19 protein-coding genes are annotated in these 20,611 nt (G+C 40.3%); 4 read left to right on the forward strand and 15 right to left on the reverse strand.

Annotated elements, in window-relative coordinates; genetic code table 11:
* Positions 1-10: 10 nt before the first annotated feature.
* The 9 genes from ABD006_RS04960 to ABD006_RS05000 all read right to left on the reverse strand — a co-directional run bounded on the left by ABD006_RS04960 (position 11) and on the right by ABD006_RS05000 (position 9,067).
* A complete protein-coding gene (locus tag ABD006_RS04960; protein WP_343838304.1) occupies positions 11-952 on the reverse strand; it encodes a glycosyltransferase in 942 nt (313 codons plus the stop codon).
* Between the two features lie 31 nt (positions 953-983).
* Entirely contained in the window at positions 984-2,030 is a 1,047-nt protein-coding gene (gmd, locus tag ABD006_RS04965) for a GDP-mannose 4,6-dehydratase (protein ID WP_343838306.1), read from the reverse strand.
* Between the two features lie 11 nt (positions 2,031-2,041).
* The gene (gene fcl / locus ABD006_RS04970) at positions 2,042-2,992 is read right to left on the reverse strand and encodes a GDP-L-fucose synthase (protein ID WP_343838308.1); all 951 of its coding nucleotides are present in this window, start codon (positions 2,990-2,992) and stop codon (positions 2,042-2,044) included.
* Between the two features lie 11 nt (positions 2,993-3,003).
* Positions 3,004-3,651 (reverse strand): sugar transferase, encoded by a 648-nt coding sequence (locus ABD006_RS04975; protein ID WP_343839012.1) that lies wholly within the window; start codon positions 3,649-3,651, stop codon positions 3,004-3,006.
* A gap of 78 nt (positions 3,652-3,729) precedes the next feature.
* The gene (locus tag ABD006_RS04980) at positions 3,730-5,055 is read right to left on the reverse strand and encodes a UDP-glucose dehydrogenase family protein (protein ID WP_343838311.1); all 1,326 of its coding nucleotides are present in this window, start codon (positions 5,053-5,055) and stop codon (positions 3,730-3,732) included.
* A 24-nt stretch (positions 5,056-5,079) separates the two neighbouring features.
* Complete coding sequence (gene galU / locus ABD006_RS04985; RefSeq protein ID WP_343838313.1) at positions 5,080-5,958, reverse strand: UTP--glucose-1-phosphate uridylyltransferase GalU; 879 nt, start codon at positions 5,956-5,958, stop codon at positions 5,080-5,082.
* A gap of 549 nt (positions 5,959-6,507) precedes the next feature.
* Positions 6,508-7,281: a tyrosine-protein phosphatase gene (locus ABD006_RS04990; RefSeq protein ID WP_343838315.1), complete on the reverse strand. Its 774-nt coding sequence runs from the start codon at positions 7,279-7,281 to the stop codon at positions 6,508-6,510.
* A gap of 345 nt (positions 7,282-7,626) precedes the next feature.
* Positions 7,627-8,322, reverse strand: a complete 696-nt coding sequence (locus ABD006_RS04995) for a CpsD/CapB family tyrosine-protein kinase (protein WP_343838318.1) — start codon at positions 8,320-8,322, stop codon at positions 7,627-7,629.
* Positions 8,312-9,067, reverse strand: coding sequence for a YveK family protein (locus ABD006_RS05000; protein ID WP_343838320.1), 756 nt, complete (start codon positions 9,065-9,067; stop codon positions 8,312-8,314). Before ABD006_RS05000 ends, ABD006_RS04995 begins: the two co-directional genes overlap by 11 nt.
* A 1,136-nt stretch (positions 9,068-10,203) precedes the next feature.
* Here ABD006_RS05000 and ABD006_RS05005 point away from each other — a divergent pair.
* Positions 10,204-11,856 carry an aryl-sulfate sulfotransferase gene (locus ABD006_RS05005; protein ID WP_343838323.1) on the forward strand — a complete coding sequence of 551 codons (1,653 nt, stop codon included), beginning with the start codon at positions 10,204-10,206 and terminating at the stop codon, positions 11,854-11,856.
* Positions 11,857-12,154: 298 nt separating this feature from the next.
* Here ABD006_RS05005 and ABD006_RS05010 read toward each other — a convergent pair whose 3' ends face one another.
* The 6 genes from ABD006_RS05010 to ABD006_RS05035 form a co-directional block, all read right to left on the reverse strand.
* Positions 12,155-13,147, reverse strand: a complete 993-nt coding sequence (locus ABD006_RS05010; protein WP_343838325.1) for a tagatose 1,6-diphosphate aldolase — start codon at positions 13,145-13,147, stop codon at positions 12,155-12,157.
* A gap of 46 nt (positions 13,148-13,193) precedes the next feature.
* Complete coding sequence (locus ABD006_RS05015; RefSeq protein ID WP_343838327.1) at positions 13,194-14,054, reverse strand: Cof-type HAD-IIB family hydrolase; 861 nt, start codon at positions 14,052-14,054, stop codon at positions 13,194-13,196.
* A gap of 26 nt (positions 14,055-14,080) precedes the next feature.
* Entirely contained in the window at positions 14,081-14,551 is a 471-nt protein-coding gene (locus ABD006_RS05020) for a PTS sugar transporter subunit IIA (RefSeq protein ID WP_343838329.1), read from the reverse strand.
* Positions 14,541-15,968, reverse strand: coding sequence for a PTS fructose transporter subunit IIC (locus ABD006_RS05025; RefSeq protein WP_343838331.1), 1,428 nt, complete (start codon positions 15,966-15,968; stop codon positions 14,541-14,543). Before ABD006_RS05025 ends, ABD006_RS05020 begins: the two co-directional genes overlap by 11 nt.
* A complete protein-coding gene (gene pfkB, locus ABD006_RS05030) occupies positions 15,961-16,899 on the reverse strand; it encodes a 1-phosphofructokinase (RefSeq protein WP_343838333.1) in 939 nt (312 codons plus the stop codon). Before pfkB ends, ABD006_RS05025 begins: the two co-directional genes overlap by 8 nt.
* A 159-nt stretch (positions 16,900-17,058) precedes the next feature.
* A complete protein-coding gene (locus tag ABD006_RS05035) occupies positions 17,059-17,838 on the reverse strand; it encodes a MurR/RpiR family transcriptional regulator (protein ID WP_343838336.1) in 780 nt (259 codons plus the stop codon).
* 697 nt (positions 17,839-18,535) lie between these two features.
* On the opposite strand from ABD006_RS05035, the gene ABD006_RS05040 reads away from it, so the two are divergent.
* Genes ABD006_RS05040 through ABD006_RS05050 form a run of 3 tightly spaced genes read left to right on the forward strand, consistent with a single transcriptional unit; the run spans position 18,536 to position 20,605 of the window.
* Positions 18,536-19,219, forward strand: coding sequence for a Crp/Fnr family transcriptional regulator (locus ABD006_RS05040; protein WP_343838339.1), 684 nt, complete (start codon positions 18,536-18,538; stop codon positions 19,217-19,219).
* Positions 19,220-19,234: 15 nt separating this feature from the next.
* A complete protein-coding gene (locus ABD006_RS05045) occupies positions 19,235-19,981 on the forward strand; it encodes a nucleoside phosphorylase (protein ID WP_343838341.1) in 747 nt (248 codons plus the stop codon).
* A 21-nt stretch (positions 19,982-20,002) separates the two neighbouring features.
* Positions 20,003-20,605, forward strand: coding sequence for an ECF transporter S component (locus tag ABD006_RS05050; protein ID WP_343838343.1), 603 nt, complete (start codon positions 20,003-20,005; stop codon positions 20,603-20,605).
* The last annotated feature ends 6 nt before the right edge of the window (positions 20,606-20,611 follow it).

Consider the following 20,611-nt stretch of genomic DNA (forward strand, 5'->3'; position numbering starts at 1 on the left):
TCACTTCTCTTTATATAAGACGTATTTTTTTCATTATAGTTTTTATTAATTTATAAATTCCTATTTTCTTTAAAGCTCTTCCAATGTAATTATAGAAGCTTAGATTATACTTTTTTCTAAAATTATTTATTATCTCAGGATCTAATTTTACTCTTTCAAGATTACCTTCGTATTCCTCTGCTAAGTTTACTTGATACTTGCTTTTACCAATAGAACCGTGTGTAGCATCATTATCAAAGCCAATATTAACTACAAATGATTGTCTTGGATAAACTGTTAATTTATTTAATTTAAATTGATTATAGCACCATCTAATAGCCCATGAATCAATAATACCTTTTATCTGATCATCAAGCATTGGTGATAGATCATTACCAGCATAATTAAATAATCTTCTTGACTTACCATTATTTTTAAATTCATGATAATCTTTAATATCCCAATCTATTAGTTTCCATCTATCCTTCCATGTTCCCCATCCCCAAGAACTCGCTCTTGGAGAAACATAGATATTTGATTGATAAGAATCTGGAAAACTAAGGTTAGGTGTATAACCAGATATAGACCATATATCATTATCAAACTTATAAAAGTTTAAAGCTTCATTTATGAAAGTTAAAAAGTTCTTTGATGTTAACAAGTCATCTTCTAACACAATTACTTTATCGTAATTTTTAAATACTTTAGTAACACCATTAATTACTGAATTGGCTAAACCTTGGTTTTCTTCATAACAGTAAATGTATACAGATTTAAAACCCTTAATATCATTAATAATATTTCTAACTTCCTCTACCTTTTTCAAGTCTTCATGTTTCTTTGGTCCATCAGAATAAATATATAATTCACTTTCTTGTGCCAGATTATTATTTTTTAATGCTTCTAATGTCTTCAATGTGTTTTCTGGTCTGTTATATACAAATAAAATAATTGGTGCCCACGAATTATTCATATTGAAATACCTCATTTTTAGTGGATAAGGTTCAGCTTCTGTAATCACTATTATTCATATCAGCCTCGACCATAATCTTAACTAATTCCTCAAATGAAGTCTTGGTTGGATTCCATTTTAAGTTATTCTTTGCTTTAGTAGGATCTCCCAACAATTGCTCAACTTCAGCAGGACGAAAAAAGTCAGGATGAACTCCTACCATAATATCACCGGTGGCCTTGTTCACACCAACTTCTTCAACACCTTCACCTTTCCATTCAATTTCAATTCCCGCATATTTAAATGCCAATGTAGCAAATTCACGTACTGTATGCATTTCACCAGTAGCAATAACAAAATCTTCAGGTGTATCATGCTGTAAAATCAACCACATACACTCTACATAGTCCTTTGCGTAACCCCAATCACGTTTAGCATCTAAATTACCAAGATAAAGCTTATCTTGTTTACCTTGTGCAATCCGAGCAGCTGCTAAACTAATCTTACGTGTAACAAAAGTCTCCCCACGTCGTTCAGATTCATGGTTAAATAAAATGCCATTAACTGCAAACATCCCATATGATTCACGATAATTTTTTGTAATCCAATAACCATACTGTTTCGCAACAGCATAAGGAGATCGTGGATAAAATGGTGTTGTTTCACTTTGAGGCACTTCCTGAACTTTACCGTACAATTCAGAAGTTGAAGCTTGATAAATTCTCGTCTTTTTCTCTAAACCAAGGATTCTAACAGCTTCTAGAATCCTAAGTGTTCCTATTCCATCTACATCAGCTGTGTACTCAGGAGTCTCAAACGAAACTTTAACGTGAGACATAGCTGCTAAATTATAAATTTCATCCGGCTTTATTTCATTAATAAGTCGAATCACATTTGAAGTATCCGTCAAATCTCCATAATGAATATAAAAGTTTTCTGTTGATTTTAATTCCTCAATATATAAATGTTCTATTCTTTCTGTATTAAAAGTTGAGCTTCTCCTAATAATACCATGCACTTCATACCCTTTATCCAATAGAAATTCAGCTAAGAAAGACCCATCCTGTCCCGTGACTCCTGTGATTAATGCTTTCTTCATATTAACCTCCATTACTTAGTAACTCTTGTCCCATTTTCTATATTATTTAAAAACCAATCATAGGTACTCTTCAATCCTTCATCTAAGGAGATTGATGCTTCCCAACCAGTATTACTGAGCTTGGTAACATCAACTAACTTCCTAGGCGTACCATCTGGCTTGTCTGTATTAAAGACAATTTCACCTTCATATCCAACTACAGATTTTATCTTTTCTGCTAATTCCTTTATAGGTAAGTCCTTCCCTACACCTATATTCACGAATTGATTCTCTTCATAATGATTCATTAGATAAACAGTAGCATCTGCTAAATCATATGAATGTAAGAATTCTCTTTTAGGATTTCCCGTGCCCCAGACTTCGACTGTGTGTTTTGAATTGATTTTAGCTTCATGAAACTTTCTTATTAAAGCAGGAAGAACATGCGAAGTCTCTAAATCAAAATTATCATTAGGACCATATAAATTTGTCGGCATCACGGAAATATAGTTAGTCCCATATTGGCGATTATAAGCTTCACACATTTTTATTCCTGCAATTTTAGCAATTGCATAAGGTTCATTTGTTGGTTCTAATTCACCTGTTAACAGCGAATCTTCATTCATAGGCTGTGGCGCATATTTCGGATAAATACATGTACTGCCAAGGAAGAGCAGTTTCTTTACATTATTTTGGTAGGAAGCGTCTATTACGTTCGTTTGTATCATAATATTGTCACGAATGAAATCAGCAGGATACTCATTATTTGCGACAATCCCTCCAACTTTTGCTGCAGCCATAAATACGTATTCAGGCTTTTCTTCTGCAAAAAACTGATCAACCTGAGTTCTGTCTGTTAAATCCAGCTCTTTACTGGTTCTATATATAATGTTTGTATACCCTTTTTCCTTAAGTTTCCTTACTATAGCTGATCCAACTAAACCTCTATGGCCAGCAACATAAATTTTAGAATCTAAGTCCATTTATTTCACCTCTAGTATGCGTCTTTTGAACCGAATAACACTAAAAATGTCCTAAGTATTAATTTCATATCCAACCAAAAGCTTCTATTTTTAATATATTGTAAATCTAGCCGAACCCACTCTTCAAAACTCAAATTACTTCTACCACTAACTTGCCAATAACAAGTAAGTCCTGGTCGAACAGACAATCGTTGCCTTTCATAACTGGTATATTCCTTAACCTCATCTACAAGTGGCGGTCTCGGGCCCACAAGAGTCATTTCACCTTTTAATACATTAAATAATTGCGGTAACTCATCAATACTTGTCCTTCTGATGAATCTGCCAATTCTTGTGACTCTGGGATCTTCCTTAATTTTAAACACAGGCCCTGTCGCTTCGTTTTGTTCAATTAATTTTTCCTTCAACTCTTCTGCATTAGAAACCATTGAACGAAATTTATACATATAAAAACTTGTCTCATCTTTACCTATTCTTTTCTGCTTAAAAATAACCGGTCCTTTAGAATCCTCAATCTTTATTAATAAAGAAACCATCAAAAATAATGGAGATAATATAATAATACCAAAAATCGAACCCAGAATATCTATGGCTCGTTTAAAGAATAAATAAGAAGTTTTATTATTCGTCTGAATCTGTTCATGAATCGAATATTGAATCCTTTTCTCTGCGATTTCTTCCTTTGACTTCGATACTTCCAAGGACCATTCACCTACTTTCCCATCAAGTGAATTAACTTATACATAAGTGCCTGTCTGTACCATTTCAACAGCTGGTCTCCCAACAGAATGATACTCAACCCCACACTCTTTCATTTGATCAAGCGAAAATACATTTCGGCCATCAATCACTAAGGGATACTTCATAGCTTTAAAGATATCCAGATTTATCTTCTTAATTTCATCCCATTCGGTCAAAATTAAAGCTGCATCACTATCTCCAATCGCATCCTCTAAACGATCGGCATACTCAACATTAGAATTAAGGATTGTTTTCGCATTCTCCATCGCAATCCGATCATAAGCCACAACTTCTGCACCTTGCTCAATCAACTTTTCCGTAACAATAATCGATGCAGCCTCTCGCATATCATCCGTATTCGGCTTAAATGCAAGTCCTAAAACAGCAATTTTCTTCCCTTCAATCGAACCAACACGCTCATTCAACTTATCTAAAAGGAGTGACTGCTGTTGTTTATTTACGTCCACTACACCTTTTAACAGCTTGAAATCATACTCAACATTTCCAGCTATTTGAATGAGTGCTTTTGTATCTTTCGGAAAACAGGATCCACCATAACCAATCCCTGCATTAAGGAATTGAGGTCCAATGCGCTTATCCTGCCCCATTCCTTTTGCTACATCTTCCACATTGGCACCGACACGGTCACAGATGTTGGCAATTTCGTTGATGAAGCTGATTTTGGTTGCGAGAAATGCGTTGGATGCATACTTAATCATTTCTGCACTGCGGATATCTGTTTTGTAGATGGGTACACCAAAGGGTTCATTGATTTTTTCTAACGTAGCAGCTGCTTCTTCACTGTCACTGCCGATCACGATTCGATCACCTTCAAAGGAATCCTTAATGGCAGAACCTTCACGAAGAAACTCTGGATTGGATACAACCTCTATTTTGACGTTGTTGTCCAGATTTTTATTGAGAAGGTCTCTTAGTCTATCATTTGTACCAACTGGAACCGTACTTTTCGTTACAACAATCACATCATTCGTTACGGTTTCCGCGATTTGCACAGCAACATTTTTCACAAAGGATAAGTCAGCCGAGCCATCCTCCTTTTCAGGTGTGCCAACTGCAATATATATTACATCTGCACTTTTAAAAGCATCTTGATGATTGGTTGTGAAATCCAGTCGATTCGCATCCATGTTTTTCTGCATTAGTTCATCAAGACCAGGTTCATAAATTGGGGAAATCCCCATCTTTATTTTTGCTACCTTTTCTTCATCAATATCCACACATGTTACATGGTGGCCGATTTCAGACAAAGTAACGCCTGTCACCAATCCAACGTAGCCTGTTCCCACTACGGCTATATTCATGTCTTTGACCTCCAAGTTTATCGATTAAACATTTGCTTTCTCTGATGCCAGCGTCTGGATAATTTCTTTTACCTCATCGCCAATTTCTTCATTCTGCAGCGCAAACTCGATACTGGTTCTGATAAACCCAAGTTTCTCCCCAACATCATACCGCTTCCCCTCAAAATCGTAAGCATAAACAAACTGATGCTCATTCAGCTGCTTAATCGCATCGGTCAGTTGAATCTCACCGCCTGCACCTTTTTCATGCTTATCCAGGAATGGGAAGATCTGCGGGGTTAGGATATAACGTCCCATGATCGCCAAGTTTGATGGCGCGGTTCCTGGCTCAGGTTTTTCCACAAGGTCATTCACCTGATAACGGCGGCCTTCAATCGTATTCGGATCCACAATTCCATAACGATGGGTCTCGTCATTCGCTACCTGCTGCACACCCACAACAGAGCTTTCGGTTTCTTCATACTGCTCAATCAACTGACGGAGGGCTGGTGTGTCGGCTTGTACGATATCATCCCCGAGCAATACCGCAAACGGCTCATTTCCGATGAATTTCCGTGCGCACCAGACCGCATGGCCCAACCCCAGAGGCTCCTTCTGACGGATATAGTGGATATCCACCTGTGCGGGCTGCTTCGTTTTTTCCAGCAGCTCGTACTTGCCTTTTTTCATCAGGTTATCCTCTAATTCGAAGTTGTTGTCGAAATGGTCCTCAATTGCGCGTTTGCCTTTTCCGGTTACGATGATGATATCTTCAATGCCTGATTTCACCGCCTCTTCCACTATGTACTGAATGGTCGGCTTATCTACAATCGGCAGCATTTCTTTCGGCATCGCTTTTGTCGCTGGCAGGAAGCGTGTGCCCAGACCAGCTGCAGGAATAATCGCTTTTTTGACAGTCTTCATCTCGTCTATCCCCTTCCAGATTTTGATTAAATGGTTCACGGAAAACCACATGATGATCATGGCCTTTCGTTGACCATTTATTTCCTCTATATATCTATTCGTCTAATTTTGTGGAAAATTGGGCATCGAACCCGAACCTCACACCATTCCCTTGCGTCGGGCGCTAAGGTGAGGATTTGCTTCACCCACAGAATGGCCGAGTGCCTCCGTTGATAGGGGTAAGGAGACATTACCCGCTTAATGATGGTTTCTTCATTCGTTATGAATCGTAAGTGTTACCATATCCAAATATCCAAAAGAAAAGGATACCCAGGCACGAACAACACACACTCAGGGTGTATGCTGACGGTTGGGTATCCTCGATCAAGCTCATATAGACATAAGGGCTTGCGCTTTTTAGGCAACTCAAAAACCACCTTGAATCGCAGGCAAAACTTTTCCGCTCGAATCCCGTATTCTCCCCAAACGCCTGCTTCTCTGGTGTTAAGTGTCTATATATGGTTTTGGAATGGTATGACGCTAACTTTTTCTCTTTATCTATTTATCTCTTTATTTTTTTAATAGGCCAAAGAATTTTTTCTGTGTGATTCGGTGCGGCTGATCCCCAACAACCGCCTGGCCATCCATTAATCTCTCTGTATTTTCCATTAACTGAAAAACCATTTCATTGCCGAATGTCTTTTTAATCTGCTCGTAAGCTTCCAGTAAGTGAAATCCTCGTGATGTGGTGTTATGAGCATCGGAGGCGACGAAATGGGTCAGGTTTGCTTCTAGAATGTCTTTTGTGAATTTCTGGATCTTTTTGCCGAATTTGCCGGTTGCACTGGCTGCGGTTACCTGAGTGAGTGCGCCGCTTTTGACGAGACTGTATAGCTGATCCGGTTTCTGTATAAGGGCGGAATTCCGCTCAGGATGCACAATCACCGGTGTGTAGCCGGCCACTTGCATATCAAAGAATAATTGGTTGGTATAGTGCGGTACATGATTGGATGGAAGTTCGACAAAGACATATTTACTGGCAGCATTTAATGGCAGGATTTCATTTCTCTCTAATCGTTCCACCATATCCCCATTGATCCTCGTCTCATGCCCGGGGACTATGGTAACTGGTATATTTTCATCCTCAAGTGCTTCGTTTAATGCTTGTACAGCTTCTTCCACTTCATGTCCGGTATTATTATATCTCCCGTCCAGATGATGCGGAGTTGCGACAATGGTGTAAATCCCATCTTTCGCAGCGGTCTGGGCCATTTTCATGCTCTCAGCCACCGATTTCGACCCATCATCGAGATTGGGGAGAATGTGACAATGAATGTCAATCATACACGTTCCCCCTTTCCATTCCAAAACTAAACGTACATTTTAATGAACAGGTACTATTTTACCACCGGTTTCCATAATTTGAAAGGGGAGAAAATTCTGTTGTTTTGTATAAAACGATTGTTTTGTGTCGTTTGTTGTTTTATTTTAACTCTGAATTTAGCGAAAATCATCTCTGAATTCGCGATTTTGATGGATTGTCATAAAACTGTATGAGATTTCCTCCTGATTTAGAATGGAAAAATTAAGATTTTTTCTAAGGCTTATTGTATTTTTTAGAGTGAGAGAATAGTACTAATGAATAAAAAAACCACAGCCTAACGCTTGGATAGGTTATGGTTTTACGTGTTATTTGTTTCCGTAATAGTAATAATAGTTGCTTTCTTTGACTTCCCGGTCGTTTAGGACAACCCCTAAAATTCTCGCCTGTACCTGCTCAAGCTGCTCTTTTGATTTTTCTGCTGCCTCATGTTCAGTTATTTTGCTTCTTACCACAAGCAGCACACCGTCACATTCCTTGGCGAGAATCGATGGATCGGTCACAGCCAATACCGGGGGTGTGTCAAAAATGACGATATCATAGGCTTCCTTCGCTTCTGCTATATATTGCTGCATCCGCTTCGAGCTTAAAATCTCGGACGGGTTGGGCGGAATCGGTCCACAGGTAGCGACATCCAGATTGGGCACTTCCGTCTGTGAGGTTGTCGATTCCAGATCCGCATCTCCGATTAAATAGTTGCTCAATCCGGTAGTGTTATCCACCTGGAACGTGTAGTGCACAGTCGGCTTCCTCAGGTCTGCATCCACTAAAAGGACCTTTTTCCCCTGCTGTGCAAAGACAACAGCCACATTCGCGGTCGTCAGGGATTTTCCTTCCGATGGACCGGATGACGTCACCACGAGTGTCTCGAGGTCACGATCCACCGAGGCGAACTGTAAATTGGTTCGGATGGAACGATATTGCTCGGATATCGGTGACTTCGGATTTTTATGGGCAATAATTTGTCTGATTCGTTCGCTGAATCGTTTCTTTTTACGCGCCAAAGGTTCCACCACGCTTTCTGTCCATTCGCAGGTTTGGTGTTCGTTTGCCTGCCGGCCGAATGTCGCTGTCGGAAATTTGAGCAACAACACCTAATACGGGCAGCTCCAGTGTTCTTTCTACATCTTCTTCGGTCTTGATGGTGTTGTCCAGGTATTCAAGTAAGAAGGCCAGTCCAACACCGATCATGGCGCCAAGCACCAGGGCAATGGCGATGTTTAACATTGGATTCGGTTTGACCGGCTGTGGGTCGGCTTTTATTTGGGCTTCCGATAAAATCTGGACGTTATCCACGTTTAAGAGCACGGGCACCTGATCCTGAAAGACGGATACAATCGTGTTTGCCAGCTGTACAGCTCGATCCGGGTCAGGATCCTGCACAACCACATTCACGACCTGCGAGTTTTCCGCACTGTTCACCTGAATCTTCTGCTCCAGTGCATCGACGGACATGTCCAGGTTTAACTCACTAACTACATTATCCAGAATCGCCGGACTTTTAATGATGACATTATAGGTATTGATAATCTCCACATTGGTCCGAATATCATTAACGTTATATTCTCCCTGTGGATTTTCGGTCTGCTGATTGACAATAAATTGGGATGAAGACTGATAAATCGGTGTAAGAAAATAATAGCTGATAATAGCCGCAATAAATGCAGCGCTGAACGTTATGGATAAAATTAAAAGTGCACGCTTTTTTAACGTCTGATAAATTTCCTTCAATGATATGGTTTCTTCCATTTTAGTGGTTCGCACCTCCGTAATGCGTACTGTGATCTATGTTTATTGGATTTTTTGATAGAGTTTTTTGTTGCATTGTCTAGCGAAAATCTCTGAAACTAAACATTATTACTATATCATTTGGGCTGGTGCCTGTCACCACCCGAATTTTGTCGAATAATCTTGCTGGGCAGCTCCCTCTTTATTTCGGGGACTGTCCCTCGGTTAATTAACGCATTAACGCTTTAAAGCATATGGGGACAGTCCCAAGATAAAGACGTAATGAAAAAGCACATTGAGCTTGTGCGCTTTCATTACGTCTTTATCCATACAATTGATACATACCTCATAAATATTCACACATAATGAAATGGGCATTTAACCCTTCCTCACTCTGCACCCCTGACGACAAGCGTCTAAGGTCGAGAGTCTGATCTCCACCCACAGCACAGCCGAGTAGCTCCATTGATAAAGGTAAGGAGGTATCACCTAAGAAACTCATTTTTATGTAAATATTTTTGGGAAATTTATTATATTATGTATTAATTGCGGATAAATTGCGAGGTTTCTGTCTCCCTTTGTCTTCTTTTGTATTATAACAAGGGGACAAAGGCTTGTCATCGGCCAATAATCTCATGTGCAGGAAATGTATGGAGCATTATCCAGGGGGGAGTGGCTTTTTTAGCGGGGCTTAGGTTGGAGATGGGGAGTTTATAGGAACGGGGAGATCGGTATCGGGCGGGATGGGGCTGGTATCCGTTGGTTTTAGGGTTTTATCGGTCGGCGGATCTGGCATCGGTCGATTTTTGGTTTCTATCAACCTGTTTTGATTTAGTTTCAATTAAATTGGGCTTTTTATCAACTGATTCGGGGCCGGCATCCGCCGGCTTTAACTTTCTATCAATCACTGGAGCTGGCATCAGTCAGTTTGTATATTTTATCAATCAATAAGCGCTCTTTATCAATCAACTCGCCTCTGTTATCCGTCAACCTGAGCTTATTTCAATCATCAGTCCCGACCTCGAGATAAAATCCATATATTTACCTACCATTTTTTCCTTTCCTAATATATAATCCCTTGTCCATGAATGGTATAATACGATTGACTTACGGTTTAAAACAAAAAGTGTAAATTAGATTAATAGAGGGAGAGAGTTATGAAAAAGAGTATAATTTTTATTGTTGGTGTGATTATAGCTGCTGGGGTTGTGTTTTGGATTATGGACCGGGACAATCCGGCACAGGAGGCGACTACCCAGGCGGAGAATTATGAGTACCCGCCTACGGTTGCGAAGGATTTGCTGGACGAGCAGGAAAAGCTGGAGGAGACGATTTTGCAGGAAAGTGAAGGTAGCACGTTTGCAGAGCCTTATGTGAAGCTGGATCCTTACAATCGTTCTCCATTATCCGCGCTGGCGATTTTTTCGACCGAGGAGCCTGCTCAGGTTTCGGTAACAGTTGAGGGAGAAACGGATGATGCGGATATTTCCAATACGTTTGATGGCTACAAGACCTATCACGAAATTCCAATTTTAGGGCTGTATCCTGATGCTGAAAACACAGTTCATCTTACCGTAACCACGGAATCAGGGGAAACTTCTGAGAAAACCTTGAATTTAGAGACCGATCCGCTGCCGGATTACATTCCTACCATTAAGGTGGAGGAAGTGCAGAAGGAAAAAATGGATCTGGCGGACACGAGTTTGACGTTTGCGATTCCTAGTACGAAATATCCCTATGCTTTTGATGCAAATGGGGACATCCGCTGGTACGGTTCTGGCTACAACAGCCACGTGCTGAAGGAATTGGAGAATGGGAATCTTCTCTATTTAGGTAAGGAAGACAATAGCGGCAATGCGTATAACCGCTTATTTGAGACGAATTTTATCGGGAAGCTGTTTAATGCCTTTAAGATTAGCGAGGAGGCGGCCCAGGCGGAGCAGGATGGCATGGAGTCCACGCTGATCCACCACGATATCGCGGAGCTTCCGAGCGGGAATTTACTTTTAACCGTGAATGACGGAAAAGGCAATTATATGGAAGACACGATGATCGAGATCGACCGCAAAACCGGTGAAGTGGTTAAGGTTATTGATCTGAAGGCGCTCGTTCCGGAAGAGATGTACACGGACTACGACAGCACGCCGAAAAAGGATGGGCTGACGGACTGGTTCCACCAGAATTCGGTCGTCTATGATGAAAGTGATGACAGCATAATTATTTCCGGGCGTAACTCGGATACAGTGATGAAAATCGATTACGAGACGAACGAGATTAAGTGGATTCTGGCTGACTCTGAGGGTTGGACAGGCGATTATGCGGATTTAGTTGTGGAAGGCGTTGGTGAGGATTTCAAATATCCAGCCGGCCAGCATGATGCAACGATTATGCCGGACTTCGATAACAATCCGGATACGATAGATCTGCTCATCTATGATAATAACACCGTTGTCACCCGCGGAAATGAGGATCTGTCGAAGGATTACAGCGCCGGCGTTCAGTACCGGATTAATGAGAAGGAAAAGACCGCTGAGATTATCTGGTCCTATGGTGAGGAGCGCGGTGAAGAGCTGTTCACGAATATCGTCGGTAGCGCGAAATATATGGAGGACACCGGCAACCGTCTGCTTGGCTTCGGGCACGTTGCTAAAGGCGAGCGGAGTCATATTATTGAAGTGACTGATGATCAGGATGCTGAGGTTGTGTTTGAGGCAGTGATGTCAGACTTTCCTCAGGGCGCCTGGGTGTATCGCGGTGTGCGGTATGAGCTTTATCCAGGTGGCTGGGAGAAGAATTTTTCGGTTAAATAGTTTTTGGTGGTGGGACGGAGGGACAGGTACGTTGTCCCGATTTTAAATAGTCAGGTTGGACAGGATACTTACTTCCCTACTGTTCCACCTACTTCCCATAAGTATCACAACGAATCATTGATAGATTAGATCAGAATCAACCGATTGAGTTTATAAATTTACTCTACCCGAGCGATACTGCTTTAAAGGACAGTATCGCTCGGGTAGTTTTTGTTACGACCCAACAATTTTTTGAGAAAAAGGGCTAAGCGACCCTGGATTATACAGGTTCGCTTAGCCTTTCATAAATTTATTTAATCTACACTAAAACTGTGTCCCATGGGGTGGCTGTTTCTTCAATGGCCTTGGTTACTTTTTTAAGGTTTTGAACACCTGTAGATTGAAGCCATTCATAATATCTGTCTTTCCCATCTTTTGCAAATGGCTGGACGCCTTCTTTCCAAATGGCCCTTCCACATAGACAGCCATTAAAGGCAGATCCTGAGTCTTTAGCAAAATGCAGGGTATCAATAAACTGTTCATTTGTAACCCCACCACTTAAGTAAATAAACGGTAGCCTACTTCTTTCTGAGCATTTCCTGTAGTAAAACCCTGCTTCCTGCGCTGTAAATACCGGTTCGTAATTTTCGTACTGCTCGTTACCTTCAATATGGAAAACCTGAACGGGTACTTCTACTTTTAATAAATCAATACCATATTCCTCTTTTGAGAATTCTTCCATGAAATATTCAACAATTTGTGGTTTTCGCTTGGCAAATTCGACACCTTTTGAATCAAGTCCATCAGCACTGTATGATACAGGCTCCAGAATAAACAGCACATCATTTTCCTTACATTCATCGCCCACTCGTTTAATTAGAGTTTTCTTTATATTATTATATTTTTCTTCTTCTTCCGTGTCATAATAGACCAATAGCTTGATTGCATCTGCTCCTGAATTAGCCAAATCCTGAACGGCATAAAAGTCTACTAAGTTGGGAAGTCGACCTTTTTCTGACGTATCGTAGCCCGTTTTTTCGTAGGCCATAATGAGTCCTCTTGAGTCCTCCAGTTTCTCAGCCGCCTTCCAACCATATTCAGGATCCAAAAGTAGGGATGAAGATTGATTGCCCAGGACTTCACTTACTCCTACTTTAAAGTTCGTAAGTCCATCTCCATATGAAATGTTTTCATTGAAGGACTTAATCATTTTTCCCAATGAACCGCGCTGGTCCATAGCAGTTGCCAGTACAATATGGTTATGATTGGAGATTGCATCTAATCCTCTTTTTTTACCTGGTGTTAATTTCATTGATTTATCCTCCTCATTTGCATGATGCGCGTACCATGCTCCAAAATTATTCATTATCTAGAAAGCTATGAATAACCCTGGCGACGCCGTTCTGATCATTCGATATGGCAATATAATCTGCTTCTTTCTTGACATAATCCTTTGCATTTTCCATCGCATAACTATGGGAAACAGCCTTGAACATGGAAATGTCGTTTCCGCTGTCACCTATTGCAATAGAATTGTCTAAACTCATGTTCAGCACCTGTGCCAGGTATTTAAGCGCATTTCCTTTTGAGGCTCTAGGGTGCTCTAGCTCAAAATTGTATGGTGATGAGGAAACAAGCGTTACGTCCTTTTCCCCTGCAAAATGATTCCATCCATTTATCCTTTTTTTATCCAGGAAAGAAAAGGCCAGTATGTTGTAAACTTTCTGTTTATCCTGGTACACCTTTTCATTGCTTTCCATGAATACATAACCGGTTTGTCCTACTTGTTTCTCATACGCTTGCTCCATAGATTCCATTTCTATTTTTGAACTGTGAATTTCCAGTTCTTTCAACTCGCTCTTAAGAATCTCTCTCCCTTGAACAGGGGTATAAATCCCGCTTTCACAAAACATTTCATAATAAAAGTTTTGCTGATTCAACCAGTCTGCAATTCTTCTGGTTTGGGCCTCTGGCATTGATTCTGAGAGAATATTAGTTCCAGCAGGAGAGTGGATGGTAGCTCCATTAGCCCCAATTGTGTATAAAGATAGATCGATGTCATCCAGGATCTTCTTAACATCGAATTGCGCTCTACCTGTAGCAATGACAACCTCATGTCCAAGCTTCAGTGCTTTTTTTATTGCCGCAATGTTTTCCTTACTAATTTGATGGTGACTGTTAATCAACGTACCATCCATATCAATCGCTATGATACCCATACTGGGATGACCTCCATCTTTACCTGTTAATTCATATGCTCGTTTAAAAAACCATTGATAATATCATAGATCTCATCCGAACTCTTGGCTTCTGATAATTCTGATCGAACATCGTCATGAATAAGCATTTTGGAAATAGCAGATAATACTTTTAAGTGTGTAGAACCGCCTTCTTCGTCAGGGATCAGCAAGGAAATAAAAAACTTCGCAGGTTCACCGTCCATTGAATCCCATTCAATCCCATTATCATTAACCAAAATCACAATTCCAGCCTTTTTGATAGAATAATCCTTTGTATGGGGGATAGCAAAACCATTATAAAAACCAGTTGTGCTTTCCTCCTCACGTTGAATAAGTCCCTTCACAACAGCTTCTTTATCTGTTGCAATCCCCTGCTTAATAGCAAGGGACGCAATTTGTTCAAACACTTCCGCCTGTGAATTTAAATCAGTGTTATATTGGATTAATTCTTTATCTAATAATTGATTATGCTGCATCTTCAACACCTACTTCATTTTTTAAGTAAGAACGTTTCTTGTAAGCCCCGTAAATAAAGGCAGCTACTAAAGATCCGATTAAAATCGCTACAACCCATAAGATTGCGTTAGTAACAACAGGTAATACCAAGAATCCTCCGTGTGGTGCCGGTACTTGTACGTTAAACAGGTAAGTTAGAATTGCCGAGATAGATGAACCGACCATTAAAATAGGAATGACTACAAGCGGGTTCTTAGCTGCAAATGGTATAGCTCCTTCAGTAATATGCGTCGAACCTAAAATAAAGTTTAGAATACCAGCGTTTCTCTCTTGCTCATTAAAATATTTTCTGAAGAATACGGTTGCAAATGCGATGATCAATGGTGGTGCAATACATGCGGCTGATACACCTGCCATGAAATAGAAGTTTCCGTCTGACAGCAATGCTGTACCTGTAAGATAAGCAGCCTTATTCACTGGTCCACCCATGTCAAATGCACTCATACATCCAACTATTAAGCCTAAAAGAATCGGGTTGGAATCCTGGAAGTTTGAAAGAAAATTCATCATACCTTCGTTTATGGTTGTCATTGGTCCTACAATAATTTTCATCGCTCCACCGGTTAATAATATCCCGATAAGCGGATACAAGAAGATTGCTTTTAACCCTTCTAAAGATTGTGGCAGCGATTTAAAGAGTTTCATCAATAAGACAACAATGTAACCTGCGATAAAGCCGGCAGCAATTCCGCCTAAAAAGCCTGCTCCACCATCATTAGCAATTACACCGCCAACAAAACCAGCAATCATACCTGGCCTTTGTGCGATCGATTGAGCAATGAATGCAGCTAAAATTGGAACCATAAGTCCAAAGGCCACACCACCTGTACTATTCAGAAATGCTGCGAACTCATTATATTGTTCGTGATCTGGATTAGCTGAGTGAATCCCAAATAAGAAGGATAAAGCTATCAGCACACCACCACCAACAACAAATGGAAGCATGTGGGAAACACCGTTCATTAAGTGTTTATAAATGGTTCGGCCTACACCTGATCCTCCTTCAGATGATTCCTCCTCTGCAGCATCAGAACTTGAACTACTTCCATTTCCCTTGTAAGGGAGTGCCTTTCCATCGATAATTTGCTGAATTAAATTTTCAGCATCTTTAATCCCTTGTCCTACCGACACATCGATGGTTGGCTTTCCAACGAATCTGCCTGCATTTACGTCTTTATCTGCAGCAATGATGACACCATCAGCTTCTTGAATCTCAGCTTTGGTTAACTCATTTTCAACACCTACCTGGCCGTGTGTTTCAACCTTGATTTCTACACCTAATTTTTCGGCAGCTTTTTTTAGTGCCTCTTCAGCCATAAATGTATGTGCAATTCCTGTTGGACAGCCTGTGGCACCGACAATTTTAATCTTACTCATGTTTGATTCCCCCTTTTACATTTTCTTCTATTTTAATTTTTTGAACTAGCTCATTCAGGTCGCTTAAATCACTAAGTCCTTTTGAAAAAGCAGTTGAAGCTCCTGCTGCCGATGCATAGGTTAATGCTTTTCCAATAGAGAACCCTGCCTGTAACTTCTGAACAAACATTGCAAGCATTGTATCTCCTGCACACGCTGTATTTACAACGCTCCCATTTACGGATGAGACTTTTACTAAATGGTCATGATCGATATATACTGCACCCTCTTCTCCCAAGCTGATCAATACACGCTGGGATCCTTTATCTAAAAGGTCATAGCCTAATTCAATAACCTCTTCATCTGTTATCGAATCACGGTTATATAATTTTGCCAGCTCCTCTCGATTTGGTTTGATCAGGTATGGATGATAAGGGAGACAGTTTAATAGATTTTTTGAACTAATATCTAAGACTAGGTGTATTCCTTTTTGATCGGAAACCTTTGCAATTTCTTCATAAATGGCTTCATCAACGCCCTGTGGCGCGCTCCCTGATACAAAAAGTATTGAATGGTCCGGTAATTGTTCGATTTTTTGCTTGATTTGATAAATGCTTTTCTGCTCTACCTCCGGGCCTCTATTCACAATTTTATATTCCTCATCATCATTATGAACGAAAATGTTCACACGGGTGATTCCGTCTATTTCTACAAAATCTGTATGAATGCCTAAACGTTTTAACTCATCTTTAATATAAGACCCGGTAAATCCCGCAACAAAACCTAATGCAGTGCTATCAACACCTAACTTTTTAAGCATAATAGATACATTAATTCCCTTTCCATTAGCCTGATAGTCTTCATCATAGGTTCGATTGACCTGATTGGGTTTAAAATTCTCTGTTGCAACAAATAAATCAATCGCCGGATTTAACGTACAAGTATATATCATCCAACCACCTCCTTTATCTTGATTTCATTATCGCACATAATTTAATGTAAAGGTTTTCAGGATGTGTAAAAGGGTTTTCATATATTCAATTCTTTAGGTTTATATAAAAAGAAAACCCAGGAAAGCCTCTATGGAGGACAAATTCCCGGGCAAATATCTCTACGTCATACGAATCACATAGGCATCCAAAATAATTCTTGAGATAACCTGTAACGGAAGTCTCGAGCGAACTTCATAGTCAGGAAAATAGGAGTGAGAATCTTTATAACCTAAAAAGAATAATTCCGATAAAGAAGCTAGGCTAGAGTCCATTTTTGCTGTTAAAGTGATAGTACTTATGTTATTAATGCGTAAATTTTTACAAGCTTCTACTAATTCCTTTGTTTCCCCACTTAATGAAATAAAAATTGCCAGTTCCCTCTGTTTGAGCTTTTTTGACTTTAATCGAATAATATTTGGGTCATTATGCATCTCGCAGTTCTTTTCTAATAGCTGGAGTTTTGTGGTCATTTCGGAAGCTATCATCTCTGAAAAGCCTCTTGCGAAAACATAAATTTTATCAGCATCCTGTATTTTTTGTATCGCATCCTCTATCATGCCGATCGATTGCATTTGAATGGTCTTTACCACTTCATGTTCATTCTTAAAAATTGCCTGTTTGATTTCCATGTCTATATCCTTTAACTCTGATGGTTCATCATCCGGGGTAGAGAGCTTTTCGTGAATGCTGTATTTAAAGGATGTATAGCCATTATACCCAAGCTTTTTCATCAAGCGGACGATTGTAGCTGTTGAGACATTTGCTTTTTCACTTAAATTTACGATAGACATTTTAGAAGTTTCCGTTAAATGGTCATAAATATATTTCAACAAAAACCGTTCAGATTCACTTAACGTCTGGTACTTGTCAGGTGAAATATCAAAAATCATGTCGCTCATAGAAACCCCTGCCTTCTTTTTGAATTCGTTTGTATAGTTCAATAGTAGCATATTTTGGGGTAATGGTGTTCGTACCAAGTGATAGCTGTGTGGTGGCCCCCCCCTATAGAAAGTTAGTCTAGAAGAGCATTTGACAAACCCCCAAGATTCTAAAGAATGGCCGGTTAGAGGGAAGAAGATTATCTCTGCATAAATGTAAGGTATTAAAAATTGAGCGTTTTTTTATTGAATCAAGCGCTTCTTCTTCCATTCTGTCCTATTTAAAAATTTTTCTGTCCGGTTTCAAAATTAATTCGTCCTGTTTATAAAAAGATTAAGCCCTATTTATTGTGATTAAGCCTAAAATGTATTTTATTGATCCCATAGCTCTTTATTAAGCCTGAAATATATTTATTAATCCAAATCTCTACTAATTAAACCTTTAATACATCTATCAATCCACTTTTCTACTAATTAAACCTTAAAAGGGACATGGGACCTGTCCCTCTGTCCCCCCGAAGGAGAATAGCGCCCCTGGGCATACCTGCTCCACTGGGGTGGTGCCTGTCACCGCCCGGATTTTGTCGAATGGGGAGACATTTTTCTCGAAATGGGTTATGATTTAACTGAAATTTCTTTAAATTAGCAATCCTGGGTGGACAGATGTCCTGTCCTCTATTGATCGAATCCTATAAAATAAAAGAAGGAAGTTGATGGGATGGAGAAACTGACAGAGCTGATAGAGGAATATAATCATGTACATGAAATGGTGAAAGAGTGCCCCTATCGATTCCTGAAGAAAATGTCTGTGGATCAAATCAGTCAGGGAGATATTGTTATTTATCAGGGCGATTCAATCCAGCGTTTTTATATCATTGTTGAGGGGACGGCGAAGATTTACGTCACCTCCGAAAACGGCAGGACGTATTCACAGGCGATATATCAGAAAGGGGATTTTATTGGGGAGATTGAAATTTTTGACCAGTATTCTTCTGTTTCAAATGTGAAAGCGTTAACAGATTTAACGTTGATCAGCATCGATAGAAAAGATTTTCTTGAGTGGATGAGTGTAGATCATCATATGAGTTTTTATTTCAACCGGCGTCTGGCGAAATATTTATATAACCTTGCGATGAAGGCGGGGGTCGATAGTCTCTATCCGCTCAAGTATCGTCTTTGTGATTTTATATTAAAGGAAATGGTCCCCTATCAGCGTAATCATTATATTGTGAGAGTCAGCAAGAGCCAGATGAGTGAACTGCACGCGGTTACGTTAAGAAGTGTGAATCGGGTCCTGCGGGAGTTAGCTGAAAAGAACGTCATTAAGTTCAAGGAAGATGGAATTATTGTTCCCCATCCTCAACTTCTGAGTGATGAAAAGGAAAATAGTTTGCTGGAATAGAAAGGGAGATTATTTATGGGCACTGAAATGCAGCCACACCTTCAATTAACCGAAGAAATTCAGGCAAAATATGCATTGCTCCCGGGGGATCCAAAGAGGGTCGATCAGGTCAAAAAGCATTTTCATAACGTGAAAGAATTGGCTTTTAACCGTGAGTATAAAAGCATCATTGGAGAATATAAGGGCATTCCCGTTCTGGTTGTTTCGACGGGGATCGGCGGGCCGTCAGCCGGGATTGCGGTGGAGGAATTGGCCAATATTGGGGTAACCACGCTCATCCGGGTTGGGAGCAGCGGATCGATGCAGAACCACATTCATTTAGGTGACCTAATTGTTGCTACAGGGGCCGTTCGTGATGAGGGTACAACCAATGCCTATATTGAAGCCGGCTTTCCTGCTGTAGCGGATGATCAGCTGGTTTCTGCAATCCGTGCTGCCGCTTCCAAAAAGAATATCCCCTATCATACAGGGATTGTCCGAAGTCATGATAGTTTTTATACCGATAAGGAAGAACAAATAGAGGACTACTGGTCTAGACGAAGAGTCCTCGGCTCCGATATGGAAACCTCCACATTGTTTGTCGTCGGAGCTTTGCGAGGAATAAGGACGGCATCAATTTTAAATGTCGTGGTTCCGTCAAAAGGGAATCTTCAGTCCGGAATCAATGACCTTGTTGATGGGGAAAGCCTGCCAATCCAAGGTGAAAGATATTCCATTCAGGTGGCATTAGAGGCTATTGCTTCTATTCACAATACATTTTAATTTTTAAGGGAGGAACTGGAAATGAGTAAAACGAGTATGTGGTCTTTCAAGCTCTCAACAGCCGCGATTGCTTTAATTCCTGCAGCCATCGGGATTAACTACTTAGGGAAATTATTTGCGGGATTGTTAAAGCTGCCTCTGTGGCTCGACTCGATCGGGACCGTTTTAGCAAGTATGCTGGCAGGACCTATTATTGGTGCTTTATCAGGAATCATTAACAATATTATTTATGGAATCACCGTAGATCCTATTTCCACAGTATACGCCATTACCAGTGGTGCCATCGGTCTGATTGTCGGGGTTATGGCTTATAAGGGCTGGCTGAAAAATGTAAAAACCGCGATTGTCATTGGTTTTGTCGTAGGGATTGCAGCGGCGATCATCTCAACCCCTCTGAATATCATTTTCTGGGGCGGTCAGACCGGCAACGTGTGGGGAGATGCTTTTTATGCCTTCTTAGTATCCAATAACGTCCCGGTATGGCTCGCTTCGTTTGGGGACAGTTTCGTTGTCGATGTTCCTGACAAAATCGCATCCGTCATTATCAGTTATTTCATATTTAAAGGCCTTCCAAAGAACTTCAACACGATTTTCCGCAGCAGTGACAAAATTGAACAACTATAGAGGATG

The organism is Salinibacillus aidingensis, assembly GCF_039522525.1.
Lineage (GTDB): Bacteria > Bacillota > Bacilli > Bacillales > Alkalibacillaceae > Salinibacillus > Salinibacillus aidingensis.